Origin of the sequence: Colwellia sp. 1_MG-2023, assembly GCF_030546755.1 — a bacterium.
Taxonomy (GTDB): domain Bacteria; phylum Pseudomonadota; class Gammaproteobacteria; order Enterobacterales; family Alteromonadaceae; genus Thalassotalea_H.
Genome location: NZ_JAUOPE010000008.1, coordinates 180,901 through 196,533, shown reverse-complemented (window position 1 = coordinate 196,533; position 15,633 = coordinate 180,901). Strand labels below are relative to the sequence as shown.

Below are 15,633 nucleotides of genomic sequence, written 5' to 3'. Positions count from 1 at the left end.
ATTATGCACTGCGCCACAGCCAAAATTTTTTCATCGAACAATATTGCGCAAGTTTTCTATGATCAAACTTAGTATCTTCATGATTAATAATGCGTTCTAAGTAATAATTTATCACTTTGGCTAAACCATGACTTGGGTGGATTCGATAAGTATTGATTAAGATTTTTAGCCAATTTTCAAAAGGTTGCAACTCAGTTTTTGATTTTTCCATTTCATGTCCTTTAAAGTTAACTAGCAATATGGGCGCTATTATTTAATAAGGTTTGCCATATCACCTTTTTGGCGACTTTATTTAAACAGCGACATTCATTACCGTGAACAATCCCTAAAGAAATTAGTTTTTCTAGAACATTTGTCGGCAAAGCAACCTGTGCTAAATTTTGGTCAATATTGGTTTGGTTAATTAACATGTTCAACACTCCATTTATCTTCACTTTATTGATGATTGTCTGTTTAGATTAAGTGAAAAAAAACTTTAATGCAAATGATAATTATTATCAATAAGCAATCTAATGATTTAATAATATCTGACATAACAAGTAAACTAATTGAATAATGAAAGTCGAAAAGAATAACGGTTTTCTTAAATAAATAATTCATTGGCGATGTGAATTGAAATGAGTTTCACAGTTGTTTACAACGCTTTTTTAATTTTTCAATAAACAAGGTATTAATTTGTTAATTGGCGAGTTACCATTTCTAATAATTGTTAAGCGCAAAAAGGAGTTACCTTTGACGACATCGGTCATAGAAGTAAAAGAATTAACCAAAATTTACAATGATGTGAATGCGGTTGACGGTATCGATTTTTCGATAAAAAAAGGGCAATGCTTTGGCTTACTAGGGCCAAATGGCGCAGGTAAAACGACAACAATCGAAATAATGGAAGGTATTATTCAGCCTTCATCTGGCTCGGTTGAGTATTATGGCAAACCAATTCATGACGATATTTCGCAGCAAATAGGTATTCAATTTCAAAATACCGCATTACAAGATTTTTTAACGGTGAAAGAAACGCTAGATTTATTCACCGCTTTTTATCAACACACCTTGTCGCATGAGCAGTTAATTGAGTTGTGTGATCTAGGTGATTTTCTTGATCGAGATAACCGTTTGTTATCGGGGGGGCAGCGACAACGATTATTACTGGCACTCGCCCTAATAAACGATCCTGAAATTGTTTTTCTTGATGAGCCAACTACAGGTTTAGATCCACAAGCGCGTCGAAATTTTTGGAAGTTGATTAAAAATATTAAGGCCCGAAATAAAACGGTTATTCTTACCACACATTATATGGATGAAGCGGAACAATTATGCGATGAAGTGGTGATTATGGATAAAGGAAAAATCATTGAAAGTGGTACACCACATCACTTATTAGATAAGCATTTTTCAGATGTTTTTATATATTTACCTACCGAGCAAGTCAATGCAGATTTAATACAAAGGTATCAATGGCAAGTGGTTGGCGAACGGGTCGAAATCACCACAACTCAAGTGGAATCGACTTTAGCTTTGTTAATGCAAGAGCAAGTTTCACTGGAAGGCCTACACGTAAAATCTGCCAATTTAGATGATTTATTTTTAAAATTAACCGGCCATTCTTTGAGGGAATAATATGAATTTCAAACGTTTTTTAGCCGTGGTGAAAGCGAGAAATATTGAATTTTTTCGTGATAAATCTTCATTAGGCTGGAGTTTAGCATTTCCTATTTTATTGTTAGTCGGTATGTCATTTGTTTTTTCTGGTGACGGCAAAGCGGCCTATAAAGTAGGAGTGATGAATTTATCGACGGCACAATCGACTTTTTTAGACACTAAGTTTATTAGCTTTGTTGATTATCAAGATAAAGCCTTAGCTAAAACAAAGTTATCGCAGCATAGTTTAGATATGTTGATTGATTTTCCAGCAAAGCAATATTGGGTGAATCAGCAATCACCCAATGGTTATTTAGTTGAGAAAATATTTTTAGCTTCTCATCAAGATTTTCAACAATTAACCACCGAGGGCAAAAAAATACGTTATGTAGATTGGGTATTGCCTGGCGTGTTAGGGATGAACATGATGTTTGGTTGCTTGTTTGGTGTCGGTTATGTCATTGTTCGTTATCGTAAAAATTCAGTATTAAAGCGCTTAAAAGCTACACCACTTTCTGCTTTTGAATTTGTTAGCGCACAATTGTTTTCTCGTGCTTTTATCGTGATGTTCACGTCATCTGTGGTCTATATCGGCTGTAATTTTTTCTTTGATTTTTACATGCTTGGCAGCTATTTAGATTTATTTATTGTTGGGCTTTTAGGTGCGTTTAGTTTGATCACCTTAGGACTATTAGTGGCTTGTCGTAGTAAAAGTGAAGAGTTAATCGGAGGGTTACTCAATTTAGCTTCTTGGCCAATGATGATACTTTCTGGTGTGTGGTTTAGTTTAGAAGGTGCCCCTGATGCGCTTAAAACGGTCGCTGACTTTTTACCGCTCACGCATTTAGTTGCTGGTGCGCGTAAGATCATTACTGAGGGGGCTACACTAGCCGATATTAGCTACCACTTAGGTGTGTTGGCGATTATGTCAGCAATATTTTTAGTTTTAGGCGCGTACTTATTTAATTGGAATACTGAAAGGTAACTTACTTTATTATTTAAATAGAGGCTAAAGTTGGCAGGTAAAAACAGTTAAAAGCAGCGTGTATGATCGCCTTTTAAACACGAAAATAAAGGAGTGTTAACATTAATACTCCTCATGTTAATTCTTGTTAATCTGCAATTTAGCCCATCCCAGCCCTTCTCAGGTTTGTTCAGCTCAGTTCAGTTAAAGTAACGGGTGACTCAACGATTTAATATCTGCTTGTGGAGAATAGGCTCGAGAGAATAGCAGTTCATTACTTGTAGTTATTTTACTTAATGTCGTACTTGTTCTAAGCGTACTTCTTGGTAACCTTAATATTGGCGTGCTTTGTTGCTCTGCATAGTTATAAAACGATATTTGATGGTGTTTGTCATATTTTTGATGAAAGTAAACCCCTTGCTCTGTGTGATCCCAGGTATAAGTCGTTTTAAATACTTTTCCGCTGACTTTATTTAATGGTTGATTATTCTCATGAGTATTTAATAATTGTTGGTTATCAAACGTTAACTCTAATTGCCATAAACCTTTGCGCTCACCAGTGTAAAGAACAGTCGTTGGAGAAGTCATGATACCAAATCGACTACCATCATTTGAAATTCTAGTGCTTTCACCCGTCTCTATATTGATGTAATGTAAATCTACATATTCTTTCTCATAAACAGCTGAAATTATGGCTTTATCATTCCATGACCAAGTCGGACGATTATGAATTTGATGTGAACTTGGCACAATTGATAATTTGTTACTGGTTAAATCATAAATATATATTTTATCAGCTTTGTCTGATTCAACAGGCCCAAGAAAAGCGATCTTGTCGCCAGAGTGCGACCATCTAGGATAACGAATGGTTTGCTTTAAAAAAGTCAATTGTTGTCTATTTAATCCTTGAGTATCTGAAATCCACAATTCGTAAAAGCCAGACTCATTGGAAGCATAAGCAATACGATCTCGGTTGCTAGAGTAATGGGGATCAAGGTGGCTAAATTCAGACTCTATGATAGGAAAAGGGCTAGAAGCAACATTGTTATCTAATGACAAACTGGCTAAATAATACTTTTCATAACGTTGTTGATAGAACAATTCTTTACTTTTTTTGGCAAAAGCAGGGTAACTAAATCCTTCAAATTGAAAATTAGTGATCGCCTTCGAATGGACATCTAGGATATAACCTCGTCGAATATCGGCACGTTGTGCGCCATAAACCAATTTATCACCGTCTGGATGCCAAGTTAAGCCGACAATATCTTCTTCGCCTTTTGTTAATTGCTCTGCTTTTTTTGTGGTTAAGTTAACTAAGTAAATATTTTCATTAAACCTATTTACACGGCGGGTAACGGCAATACTTTTGCCGTCTGGCGAAAACGCAAAATCACGCTCTCTATAATCACAATGATTACGACATGAAAAACGTACTGGTTGACTCGTACTATTGGTTAAATCTATGAAATATATGCCACTGTCATCTGCTGGCTCACTATAACCATGAAAAGCTAGAGTTTTATCATCGGGGGAAATATCTAAATAATAATAACCGCCATTAGTGGGGCAATCGACAATCGGCTTTTCTTGTTGAGTTAAAACTTTTAATTGGATCACCTGACAAACATCATTGCTTTTGTCTTTGCGAGAAAAATATAAATATTGCCCATCATTACTCCAAACCGAGTGTCCTACATAGGCGCTACCAAAGGTTAATTGTTTCGGTAATAACTGCGGGTTATTGCGATCTTTGATGTATAAGTTACTGCTGTGCTTATCATTTAACCATTTGAACACAACTTGTCTGCCGTCAGGTGATGGGGCAGGAAAAAGCTCACTGCCGGGACTTTTAGTTATTTGGGTGATCACTGCTTGATCAAAGTTTTGGGAAGTATTGATAAAGCTAAAAATCAAACCGACTGTTAGCGCGGCTATTAATGCATATACCGCTATTTTTTGCCGATTAATTTTACTGTGAGGTACTTGCTGAGCACTTACTGCCACAGTTTCATCACGAGAATCAGTAATGTATTGAGGCTCAACTAATAATCGATAACCAACTTTTCTAATAGTTTCAATGGTTTCATCTTCGTCGTTAATGCCTTTTAAACTTTGTCTTAAATGCCAAATAGCATTGGTTAATGCTTTTTCGCCGACATAATTATTACCAGCCCAAACATTTTCTATCAGTTCTTCTCGGGGGATCACACGAGGAAAATGCTTGGCAAGATAGCAAAGTACTTCAATAAATTTGGGTTGGATAGATTGCTTTGCATGACCATCAAATTTTATTGCGTATTCAATTGGAATTACTTCGCATGTACCAATCATGAATGCTTGGTCAAATTTCATAAGATTTAAAAAAGCGCCTTAGCATTATTATTTTAGGAATATTTATTAATGTTAAATCATAGCGATTTCGGCCTATAGACACAATGAAATATAGCAAGTAATTGAGGAAAAAAGTGTAAAAATTTTTATTTTGACAAAAAATTATTAGCGAAAAGTTTTGTTGTTACTTGTTGATTTTTTTAACAAATATGCAAATAGATGTTGAATAGATATATAAACGAGTTACTACCGATTGTACTTTATAACGATTTTACTTAGAAAAGTCATGGTCAATAATTTATTTATTGCTAACTACTGATTCGAAAGTGTCATTGATCTGTCTGTGAATTGATATTTCTCGAAAAAGTCGTTGATAAAAACATTATAAGAAAATGCCAAAGTGCAAAACATGAATGGGAAAACATAATGAATAAATCACTTATCTCGGTTGCCGTACAAACTGCAATCTTTAGTTCTGCGGTGACATTGTCAGCATCGACCTTTGCTAATAATGCGCAGGCCGTTAATGAAGTATCACGTCAAGCGCAAACCTCGACAACAATCAATGAAAATGCTCAAAAAACTGAGCCGACTGAAAAAATTACCGTAACAGGTTCACGCTTAAGACGTGACAGTTTTAGCGTAGCAACACCATTAGCTATTATGAGCAAAGATGGTATTGAAGATACTGGTTTAGGGTCATTATCTGAAATTTTAGTTGACGAATTACCGCAAATTTCAGAAAGCAGCAGCAACACGAATACTCAATCAAATATAACGGCTACAGGTCTTTCAACCATTAATTTACGTAATTTAGGTTCAAGTAGAACGTTAACGTTAATTGATGGCAGACGCGTTGTTTCAAATAGTCATGGTAGTAATTCTGTCAGTTTATCAACTATTCCAACTGGTATGGTAAATCGAGTCGAAGTGATCACTGGTGGCGCGTCTGCCGCTTATGGCTCAGATGCTATTGCCGGTGTTGTTAATATTATCACTCAGCAAGATAAAGAAGGTTTTGAATTTAAAGCCCGTGGTGGCGAAAGTCTTGAAGGGGGCGCAAAAGAGTTCACTCTCGATTTAAATTACGGTAGCGAATTTGCTAATGGCCGTGGTTATGTTTATGTCAGTTCAACCTTTGATAAGCAATTTGGTTTAACTTATGGCGATCGTAAAAGAGCGCAGCAGCAAGAGTCACATTTTTATGATGATAAAAGAATGTGTAATGCCATGCTCACAGAAGCGGAGCCAAAAGATGGGCAATGTATGCGCGATATTAGTCAGTCAGATTGGCGTAGCTTAAGCGATTCAATCCCAGGAGGGGTTTTTCATGAAGGCAGTAGTGGTATTGGCGGCTTTTGGTATGACGGACAAACATTGCGCGATGATTGGGTAGAAGAACAATATGGTATTGATACGGATCAATACGTACAGCTTAAGGTACCTGACGAAGGATTAAATACCGCGATTAAAGTTGATTTTGAATTAACCGACGACGTTTCGTTTTATGCGCAAATTCAACACAGTTTAAATAAATCGTTTAATAATAAAGCACCAGAAAGTGAAGATGAAAGCGATTTAGTGATCACCTTTGATCCAGCAACAGGTGAGTTTGGTGAAGTGGATATGGGTCGGATTTCTCGTGACAACCCATATGTACCGGCAGAAATTGCTGCTGGTGGTGGAAGTACAATTAAATGGGATCGTGAATTTACTGAGGTTGGTCAAATTTATACTGACAATGAACGAAACACTATTCGTTCGTGGGCAGGTTTGCAAGGCACTGTATTTGACGGTGATTGGGATTGGGATTTGTCGGTAGGTTACGGACGATTTACCCAAGCGCAATTACGTGGCAATGAAATTAATACGATTAAAGCGGCGTATGCCTTAGATGCTGAGTATGCAGAAGATGGTGTAACCATTCAATGTGCTGATGAACAAGCAAGGGCAGATGGTTGTTTACCGATGAATTTATTCGGCGAAGGTTCTATTACACCTGAGGTTGCTGATTATATTCGAGCAAATCCTACGATCGATACCAAAGTAGAGCAATTAACGATTACCGGTTATATGGCGGGAGATTTATTTGAAATGCCTGCTGGTCCTGTGGCAACTGCGTTTGGTTTTGAATGGCGTGAAGATTCACAAGAAGTGAAAACCGGTGGTGGCGCAACAGAAGGGGGTATTACTTTTAACTATGTACCGCAATACTCTGGTGAAGTGACAGTTAAAGAAGTGTTTGCTGAAGCTGCGTTTCCTTTATTAAAAAATGTTGCAGGCGCGAAGAGCTTAACGGCAGAAGTGTCGGCACGTTTTGCTGATTATAGTTGGTCAGGCACAGACTTAGTAAAAAGTTATAAAACAGGTTTAGTGTGGGAAATTGTTGATGGTTATGCGGTTCGAGCAAATTGGGCAAGAGCACAACGCGCACCATCTATCGATGACTTGTTATCTCCTCCTGCTGGCGATTATGACTCGTTCACGGATATTTGTTATGGCACTACCGCAACCTCAACTGATGAAGGACATGACAATTGCCGTAAAGAGCCAGCCATAGCTGCGGCGATATTAGTTGATGGCGAATTTGATGAAAGTGATAACAACTATTCTCCAAGTGTGGGTAATGAAAACCTTATTGAGGAAACCGCTGATACCTTTACTGTTGGGGTTACTTTAGCACCTGGTTTCGCAGAAGGTTTACGTATTGCTGTTGATTATTACGATATTGCAATTGAAGATGCTTTATCGAGTTACTCAAATGAAGACATCATGAGATATTGTTATGACTCTTCACTTTCATGGGATGAAAAAGGTGGTAGCAACTCATTTTGTAATGATTTAAAACGTGATGAAGACGGTGCTTTAATTGAAATTATGCAACGTAACTATAACGTTGATGAGATAAGTACAAGCGGTGTTGATTTCGCTCTTGAATATGCTTATGACTTAAATGAAAATGGTCGTCTTAAGTTAAAAACTGATTGGACGCATGTTATTGACTGGGAAAAAACCGTGCAATCACCCGATGGTTTAGAAACTACTGACTATGTGGGCTATTTCAACGAAGATATTTTTGATACGCAAGGCTCTGCCTCATTAACTTGGTATAAAGATGCATGGCGAGTACGTTGGAGTACAAAATATAAAGCAGCTATTACTGTCGATAAAGATGATAAAGAAAGCTGGCTTGATGATATGGCTACTAATGATGAAAACTGTGCGGCAGGAAACGCAGATTGTATCGAGAATCCAGAAACGTTAGCGTTTAACGAAATTGGCTCTTATATAAAACATAGCATTTCAGTGTCTTATACCATGGATACTGAAAGCGGAGCTGAAGTACGTTTGTCAGGTGGCATAAACAATATCTTTGATAACCAAGGTTCATTTAGTTTAAGTGGGCGTGGTCACTTCTACAGTGGCTATGGTAGTAGTGTTGGTCGCTTTGCTTATTTTGGCGCCGAAGTTAAGTTTTAACCTTTTCTCTGGTTAAAAGACACAAGGACGTGTCACAAATTCCAATGGATTTTATGATCTTTAAATTCATATGGATGTGAAATGTTTTGACAGTGAATTAGGTAGTTTTATGTTATTTAAAAAATATTTTTTAACGCTGCTTCAAACGGCGTTATCGGTGAGTTTACTGATTAGTTGTAGTGCGGATAACCCCGTCGCCACACCAAAAAAAGTAGAAGCAAATACTGATAAAGTATCTTCAGCAAACGTTACGTCGCCTAAAATAGTGGATGTTCAGCCGAAAGTTGAAAAGCAATTTAATGATGGACCTTATATTTTTAATACTCCAGATAATCTTCAAGCATTTTGGTTATGTAATGGTAACGTTGAAAAACTAACGGTAAACAATGAGTTTGTCGAAAATGACAACCATAAGCAATCGTTTAACCGTTGTACTACTGATGTGGTTGTTGACAGAATTAACTTTACTGAGCAGTCAGTATTAACTTTTCAGGGTGACTTCAACGTGGTGGCTACTAGTGACTTTCATGGTCAGTATGGCGTCATGAATACCTTATTAAAAAACAATCGAGTGATTGATGAAAATAATCATTGGGCGTTTGGCAAAGGTCACTTTGTTATTACCGGCGATGTTTTTGACCGTGGTGATAAAGTAACGGAAATATTATGGTTTTTATATCGCTTAGAAAAAGAAGCAGAGCTTGCCGGTGGTAAATTGCATTTGTTATTAGGTAACCATGAGGTCATGGTGCTTAATGGTGATTTGCGTTATTTACACCCAAAATATGTTGAAGTTGCTAAAAAACTTAACCAGCCATTTGAAAAACTCTATGGCAAAGGTACTGTGCTAGGGGATTGGTTACGAACGAAACCTGTTTTAGTAAAAATTAATAATATGCTCTTTGCTCATGGCGGTTTTCATCCATCACTTGCTAAAGAAAAACGTTCGCTATCAGCAATTAACCAAGTTTTTAAGGCTAACCTTGTTATGGACGAATTAGCGAGTCCACGTGAAGGTTGGGGAGAGTATTTACATAAATCAAATGGACCAATTTGGTACCGCGGCTACTTTAAAGATAATGGCGCTAGTGCACAAGAAATTGATTTGTTACTTGCACATTTTGATATTGATTATTTAGTGGTGGGGCATACTTCGCAAAAACAAGTAGAAACGAGACATCAAGGAAAAGTTATCGCAATTGATTCCAGTATTAAAAAAGGAAGATACGGTGAATTACTGTTTGTGGAGGGCGATAAAAAATGGCGCGGCTCGTTAACCGGTGAGAAGCTGCCTTTGCATTAGGCGGGGATCTTTCACGATAATTTTTGCAACCGTTTGTTTGGTATTTATACAAAGCATTGCCAAGGATATGTGGTTATGCCACCTCAATGAGCAATAATGCAGTAGAAATGACAAACAAACCTTGCCCGAAGGGTTCAATTAAAAGCCATTTTTTATTCGTTGTTCGCTATTTGCCAGGAACAACCATGCTATTTAACTCACGCCTGGAATAAATGACTTTTATTTTGAACAAAATTTAACCTCGAAAATTCAACACATCCTAACGTACATAACAATTATTCGGCAAATTAGTTAACCGATTAATATAACGATGTAATGAGTGTAGCTTTATCTAGTTTGTACTCAAGACTGTCAAAAGATATGATACCAAGGGTGTTTGATTGATTTAGTTAGGTTGATATGTTTTTAAAAGTTGTCGGCATATTTTTTGTTGGCTTAGCTGGGTTAGGCGTTTTTTTACCTATTTTACCTACAACACCATTTTTATTAGTCGCGGCAGGATGTTTTGCTAAATCATCCCCGCGCTTGCATCAAAAATTACTCGACAATAAAACTTTTGGGCCGATGATTTATCATTGGCAAACGTCTCGCTCGATTCCCAAACGGGCAAAAATTATTTCGTTGATAACTATGGTTTTAGGTGTGAGTTATTCTTGTTGGTTGTTAGACAATAATTACCTGAGAATCCTTGTGATTTTACTCGTGGCTTGTCCTTTTGTTTTTGTTGCTCGTTTGCCTCTTTCAAAAGAGGATACTTAAAAGAGCCAAACGAACGTGTTGTTTTATTCGATATGATTTATGTTAATGTCATGGTTAACTTAAGGCTTTACTCACTAAAGCGGCTAAATGGTCAGGCAAGGTTAATGATAATGCGATTTCATGACCTCTTTCTGACATTTTTTTCCAAGTTAATTGCACAATGCGAATAATTTTTTCTTCATTATCCTCTTCAATATATTTGGCTGCAAATTCATCAAAGTAGTACTGTAAAAAAACCAAACAAGCAACATCTTCTAATGTTTGGCTGTCGGTGTTTGATTTTAATTTTTCTTTACGGATAATGCTTGCTGTTTTTTCTGCCGAATTTTCATCATAACCATTTTCTAGCATTAATTGTTTGGTTGTTTCTGCATGAAACTTACCTAATTCTTTTCGCCAGGTTAAATAACCTTGTTTTCCCATTGGAAACTCAGCACGTTGCAGGTGCCAACGTTTAATGTGTTGCGCTCGCACCGCTATTTGCAGATGTTCATTTGAATCTGGCCAATATTGATTTAAACAGCCCGTCATATAATGTCCATACACTAATTCTTTTGGCTGTGGTTGATTATTAACTACTGTAACATTGGGGTCTTCTTGGTTAATTGCGTCAATGGCGGCAATAACTTTTTGCAATGGCGTTGTCATAAAATGCGTTTTGATAGGAGGTGATAAATATATAGTAATGACTTTAATGGCTTTTTCAATGATCTCGCCTAATTAATATCATGTGCGCTATCTGTAAAATAATTGTGCAGATTGATCGTCAGATCATATTGTCGTTTTGCCCTATATTAAGTATAATGCTTTCCCGTCCTGTTAGGGTGGTGTGTTTATCTAAAACGACGCTAAACTAACATAACAAGTTTATATAAAAATTCTGTTTCCCCTGACATTTGGTATCACATGACAACTAGATATATTTTTGTAACCGGTGGCGTTGTATCGTCTCTTGGTAAAGGTATTGCTGCTGCATCGCTTGCGGCAATTCTCGAAGCTCGTGGCCTTAAGGTTACTATGCTTAAACTTGACCCATATATAAATGTTGATCCAGGCACTATGAGTCCTATTCAACATGGTGAAGTATTTGTTACAGAAGATGGTGCTGAAACCGATCTAGATTTAGGTCATTACGAACGTTTTATTCGTACCAAAATGACAAAACTCAATAATTTTACTTCTGGTCGAATTTATCAAGATATCTTAGCGCGCGAGCGTAAAGGTGAGTTTTTAGGGGCAACCATCCAAGTTATTCCTCATATTACTAATGATATTAAACGTCGAGTTGTTGAAGGTGCCGAAGGCTACGATATCGCTATGGTTGAAATAGGCGGTACTGTTGGTGATATGGAATCACAACCATTTATGGAGGCGATTCGTCAGTTAGCGCTTGAAGTCGGTCGTGATCGTGCAATGTTTATGCACTTAACCTTAGTTCCTTATTTAGCAGCTTCGGGTGAAATCAAAACAAAACCAACCCAGCACTCAGTAAAAGATTTACGCTCGATTGGTATTTTGCCTGACATTTTAGTGTGCCGTTCAGACCGAGTTATTCCAAATGCAGAGCGTGGAAAAATTGCTTTATTCACTAACGTTGAAGAAAAAGCAGTAGTGTCGATGCGTGATGTTGACAGCATTTATAAGATCCCTGCGATGTTAAAAGCGCAAGGTACGGATGAAATTGTTGTTAAACGTTTTGGCTTAGATGTACCTGAAGCTGATTTATCTGAATGGGAAAAAGTACTTTACCAAGAAGCTAACCCTAAGGGTGAAATTACGATTGGTATGGTAGGTAAATATATTGAATTACCTGATGCTTATAAGTCAGTAAATGAAGCATTAAAACATGCCGGTTTAAAAAATCAAGTTGCGGTAAATATTAAATATGTTGATTCTCAAGACCTCGAAGTTAAAGGGGTTGGATTATTAGAAGAATTAGACGCGATACTTGTTCCGGGTGGTTTTGGTGAACGTGGTGTTGAAGGTAAAATATTAGCTGCTCAATATGCCCGAGAGAATAAAGTGCCTTATTTAGGGATTTGTTTAGGTATGCAAGTGGCATTAATTGAATATGCACGAAATGTTGCAGGTTTAACTGATGCGCATAGTACTGAATTTAATACGGAAACTCCTCATCCCGTTGTTGGCTTAATTAACGAGTGGTTAGATGAAGAAGGCCAAATTGAATACCGCTGTGAAAATTCAGATTTAGGCGGAACCATGCGTTTAGGCTCTCAATTGTGCCACATAGTGAAAGGTACCCATGCGTATAACGTTTATGGTAGTGAAACAATTTATGAGAGACACCGTCATCGTTTTGAGGTAAATAATAACTACCGTGAGAAATTAAGTAACGCTGGCTTAGTTTTCTCAGGTTTATCTACGGATAAAACCTTAGTAGAGGTGATTGAGATACCAGATCATCCTTGGTTTATTGCTGGGCAATTTCATCCTGAGTTTAATTCAACACCTCGCGATGGACACCCATTATTTGAAAGTTTTATTGCTGCCTCATTTGATCATCAAAAGCAGCAATCAAACTAAAATAAAAAATAACTAAAACCGTAGCCAAGTGCTACGGTTTTCATTTTTAGCCTTAATTTAGAAGTTTACGTAAACGTAAGATTTAAAGGAAATACAATGTCAAATATTAGTAAAATTATTGCACGTGAAATTATGGATTCTCGTGGTAACCCAACAATTGAAGCCGATGTGTACTTAGAGTCTGGTGCATGGGGCCGCGCTGCTGCTCCTTCAGGTGCATCAACGGGTTCTCGTGAAGCGTTAGAATTACGTGACGGCGATAAATCTCGCTATTTAGGAAAAGGTGTTTTAAAAGCAGTTGCCGCAGTTAATGATAGCATTGCCCCTGCGTTAATCGGCCAAAACGCTTTAGAACAAGCTAAAGTAGATCAAATTATGATTGACTTAGATGGCACAGAAAACAAAGAGAACTTTGGTGCTAACGCTATTTTAGCGGTTTCTTTAGCGGTAGCCAAAGCTGCTGCAAATGCTAAGAACGTACAATTATTTGAGCATATTGCTGACTTAAACGGTACTCCGGGTGTTTACTCTTTACCTTTACCTATGATGAACATCATCAATGGCGGAGAACACGCTGATAACAACGTTGATATTCAAGAATTCATGGTTCAACCTGTTGGTGCTGATAGCTTTAAAGAAGCATTACGTATGGGGGCTGAAATTTTCCATGCTCTTAAGAAAGTATTATCTGCAAAAGGCATGAACACAGCTGTAGGTGATGAAGGTGGTTTTGCACCAAATCTAGAATCTAATGCTGACGCTTTAGCGGTAATCAAAGAAGCCGTTGAAGCAGCAGGTTACGTATTAGGTAAAGACGTTACGTTAGCGATGGACTGTGCAGCTTCTGAATTCTACGATGCTGACAAAGGTATTTATGACTTAACGGGTGAAGGCAAGCAATTTACCGCGAACGAATTCTCTGATTTCTTAGCAACGCTTTGTGAAGAATACCCAATTGTTTCAATTGAAGATGGCTTAGATGAGTCAGATTGGGACGGTTTTGCTTATCAAACTAAATTAATTGGTGACAAAGTTCAAATCGTTGGTGATGACTTATTCGTGACAAATACGAAAATTTTAGCGCGTGGTATTGAGCAAGGTATTGGTAACTCTATCTTGATTAAATTTAACCAAATCGGTTCATTAACTGAAACCTTAGCGGCGATTAAAATGGCGAAAGATGCAGGTTTTACTGCTGTTATTTCTCATCGTTCAGGTGAAACTGAAGACGCAACGATTGCTGATTTAGCCGTTGGTACTGCTGCAGGACAAATTAAAACAGGTTCTTTATGTCGTTCTGATCGTGTTTCTAAGTACAATCAATTATTACGTATTGAAGAGTTCTTAGGTGATAAAGCAATCTTCAATGGCTTATCTGAAGTTAAAGGTCAGTAACGGATAAATTATTGCTAATTCATCTTATAGTTGCATTGCTCATACTCACTGACTATCGTCAGCTCCGTGTGAGCGCTTTGCGCTAAAATGAATTATCTTCAATGTATCTCGTTACATATGATGCAGTAAAATTAAAAAAACCACTCTTTTGAGTGGTTTTTTGTTTTTAAATCAATTAAATAAAAGGATTGAGAATAATCCGCTCATTATTGATTCATTAAATGCTTTTTTATGTTTCATTCGCAATTAAATGCACATCTCGTTGTGGGAATGGAATTTCAATATTCGCGGCTTGTAAAGCTGAATAAATGGCTTTATTTGCGCTGTATTTCGAGGCGTAAAGGTTTTCAGTGGGTGTCCAAATACGTAAATCTATATTGATTGAACTATCAGCAAATTCGCCAATACCAATTTGTGGCTCTCTTGAGCTACTGGCAATATTGAGATCTTTAATAACACCTTCTAGTAAGGCAATGGTTTTAATAGGATCTTCTTTATAAGCAATTCCAATCGTTAATTCTAATAATGAGTCGCCATTCGAGTTAGACAGTATTTCACCTACAATATGTTTGTTTGGAATGGTGATTTTTACATTATCTTCATCATATAAAATAGTGTACGCCAATAACACTTCTGTCACGATCCCTGTTCTACCTTGCACAGTAATGGTATCGCCCACTACAAATGGTCGAATTAATATAATGTTAAAGCCGGCGGCATAGTTCGCTAATAACCCTTGTAACGCTAAACCAGCGCCTAAAGAAACAGCACCAATTGCCGCAATAAATGGTGTAACACTTATGCCTAATTTATTTAACGACATTATGCTGATCATAATCACGATAAGCATTTTGGTGGTGTTTGATAAAAACTGGCTTAATGTCGTATCAAGCTTGTGACGTTGACACAAACTCAATACAAAATTAGCTATTTTCCCCGCGACTATGTAACCCAAAATAAAGATGATAAGGGCGCCAATTAATTGAAAACTATAATTGGAAAAAAAGTCGATTATTAGGTTATAAAAACGGCTGACTTGGTCTATTTCATCTTTTAATAAGCTGGCGGGATCTAAAGATTGAGCGTTTAAGGTGTTGTTCTTGTTTTCACTCTCTGTTTCACTAAACATTGTCAATTTTGCTCTGTTTATTGGGAAGTTACGATATAGTGTATTGTTTTTTTTAGGCAATGCTAAGTAGAATTTTCTTTTCAGTAATCT

General features: G+C 37.1%; 12 protein-coding genes. 7 read left to right on the top strand and 5 right to left on the bottom strand.

The genetic code is table 11. The features are described from left to right. Window position 1 precedes the first annotated feature (1 nt). Entirely contained in the window at window positions 2-211 is a 210-nt protein-coding gene (locus Q4493_RS11335) for a hypothetical protein (protein ID WP_303452651.1), read from the bottom strand. 16 nt (window positions 212-227) lie between these two features. Continuing rightward, on the bottom strand, window positions 228-410 hold the full coding sequence (locus Q4493_RS11330; RefSeq protein ID WP_303452649.1) for a hypothetical protein: 183 nt from the start codon (window positions 408-410) through the stop codon (window positions 228-230). A 322-nt stretch (window positions 411-732) separates the two neighbouring features. On the opposite strand from Q4493_RS11330, the gene Q4493_RS11325 reads away from it, so the two are divergent. Next, complete coding sequence (locus Q4493_RS11325; RefSeq protein WP_303452647.1) at window positions 733-1,617, top strand: ABC transporter ATP-binding protein; 885 nt, start codon at window positions 733-735, stop codon at window positions 1,615-1,617. A gap of 1 nt (window position 1,618) precedes the next feature. Next, complete coding sequence (locus Q4493_RS11320; protein ID WP_303452645.1) at window positions 1,619-2,623, top strand: ABC transporter permease; 1,005 nt, start codon at window positions 1,619-1,621, stop codon at window positions 2,621-2,623. A gap of 183 nt (window positions 2,624-2,806) precedes the next feature. Here Q4493_RS11320 and Q4493_RS11315 read toward each other — a convergent pair whose 3' ends face one another. After that, window positions 2,807-4,954, bottom strand: coding sequence for a winged helix-turn-helix domain-containing protein (locus Q4493_RS11315; RefSeq protein WP_303452642.1), 2,148 nt, complete (start codon window positions 4,952-4,954; stop codon window positions 2,807-2,809). Window positions 4,955-5,359: 405 nt separating this feature from the next. Here Q4493_RS11315 and Q4493_RS11310 point away from each other — a divergent pair, with 405 nt between their 5' ends. The 3 genes from Q4493_RS11310 (at window position 5,360) to Q4493_RS11300 (ending at window position 10,475) form a co-directional block, all read left to right on the top strand. Continuing rightward, window positions 5,360-8,413 carry a TonB-dependent receptor gene (locus Q4493_RS11310; RefSeq protein WP_303452640.1) on the top strand — a complete coding sequence of 1,018 codons (3,054 nt, stop codon included), beginning with the start codon at window positions 5,360-5,362 and terminating at the stop codon, window positions 8,411-8,413. Window positions 8,414-8,522: 109 nt separating this feature from the next. Then, window positions 8,523-9,716, top strand: a complete 1,194-nt coding sequence (locus Q4493_RS11305) for a metallophosphoesterase (protein WP_303452638.1) — start codon at window positions 8,523-8,525, stop codon at window positions 9,714-9,716. Window positions 9,717-10,115: 399 nt separating this feature from the next. Then, the gene (locus Q4493_RS11300) at window positions 10,116-10,475 is read left to right on the top strand and encodes a YbaN family protein (RefSeq protein WP_303452636.1); all 360 of its coding nucleotides are present in this window, start codon (window positions 10,116-10,118) and stop codon (window positions 10,473-10,475) included. Between the two features lie 54 nt (window positions 10,476-10,529). Here the strand turns inward: Q4493_RS11300 and Q4493_RS11295 are convergent, their stop codons facing one another. Further along, entirely contained in the window at window positions 10,530-11,123 is a 594-nt protein-coding gene (locus Q4493_RS11295) for a DUF4202 domain-containing protein (RefSeq protein WP_303452634.1), read from the bottom strand. Between the two features lie 258 nt (window positions 11,124-11,381). Between Q4493_RS11295 and Q4493_RS11290 the strand changes: the two genes are divergently transcribed. Together Q4493_RS11290 and eno are read left to right on the top strand one after the other, a co-directional pair. Further along, window positions 11,382-13,019 (top strand): CTP synthase, encoded by a 1,638-nt coding sequence (locus Q4493_RS11290; RefSeq protein WP_303452632.1) that lies wholly within the window; start codon window positions 11,382-11,384, stop codon window positions 13,017-13,019. A gap of 96 nt (window positions 13,020-13,115) precedes the next feature. Beyond that, complete coding sequence (gene eno, locus Q4493_RS11285) at window positions 13,116-14,414, top strand: phosphopyruvate hydratase (RefSeq protein ID WP_303452630.1); 1,299 nt, start codon at window positions 13,116-13,118, stop codon at window positions 14,412-14,414. A gap of 229 nt (window positions 14,415-14,643) precedes the next feature. Here the strand turns inward: eno and Q4493_RS11280 are convergent, their stop codons facing one another. Next, window positions 14,644-15,543, bottom strand: a complete 900-nt coding sequence (locus Q4493_RS11280) for a mechanosensitive ion channel family protein (protein WP_303452628.1) — start codon at window positions 15,541-15,543, stop codon at window positions 14,644-14,646. Window positions 15,544-15,633 lie beyond the last annotated feature (90 nt).

Excerpts from the sequence above, each read along its gene's own strand:
- Q4493_RS11335 (WP_303452651.1), bottom strand. The coding sequence starts at position 211 with ATGGAAAAATCAAAAACTGAGTTGCAACCTTTTGAAAATTGGCTAAAA.
- Q4493_RS11330 (WP_303452649.1), bottom strand. The coding sequence starts at position 410 with ATGTTAATTAACCAAACCAATATTGACCAAAATTTAGCACAGGTTGCT.
- Q4493_RS11320 (WP_303452645.1), top strand. The coding sequence starts at position 1,619 with ATGAATTTCAAACGTTTTTTAGCCGTGGTGAAAGCGAGAAATATTGAA.
- Q4493_RS11315 (WP_303452642.1), bottom strand. The coding sequence starts at position 4,954 with ATGAAATTTGACCAAGCATTCATGATTGGTACATGCGAAGTAATTCCA.
- Q4493_RS11310 (WP_303452640.1), top strand. The coding sequence starts at position 5,360 with ATGAATAAATCACTTATCTCGGTTGCCGTACAAACTGCAATCTTTAGT.
- Q4493_RS11305 (WP_303452638.1), top strand. The coding sequence starts at position 8,523 with ATGTTATTTAAAAAATATTTTTTAACGCTGCTTCAAACGGCGTTATCG.
- Q4493_RS11300 (WP_303452636.1), top strand. The coding sequence starts at position 10,116 with ATGTTTTTAAAAGTTGTCGGCATATTTTTTGTTGGCTTAGCTGGGTTA.
- Q4493_RS11295 (WP_303452634.1), bottom strand. The coding sequence starts at position 11,123 with ATGACAACGCCATTGCAAAAAGTTATTGCCGCCATTGACGCAATTAAC.
- Q4493_RS11290 (WP_303452632.1), top strand. The coding sequence starts at position 11,382 with ATGACAACTAGATATATTTTTGTAACCGGTGGCGTTGTATCGTCTCTT.
- eno (WP_303452630.1), top strand. The coding sequence starts at position 13,116 with ATGTCAAATATTAGTAAAATTATTGCACGTGAAATTATGGATTCTCGT.
- Q4493_RS11280 (WP_303452628.1), bottom strand. The coding sequence starts at position 15,543 with ATGTTTAGTGAAACAGAGAGTGAAAACAAGAACAACACCTTAAACGCT.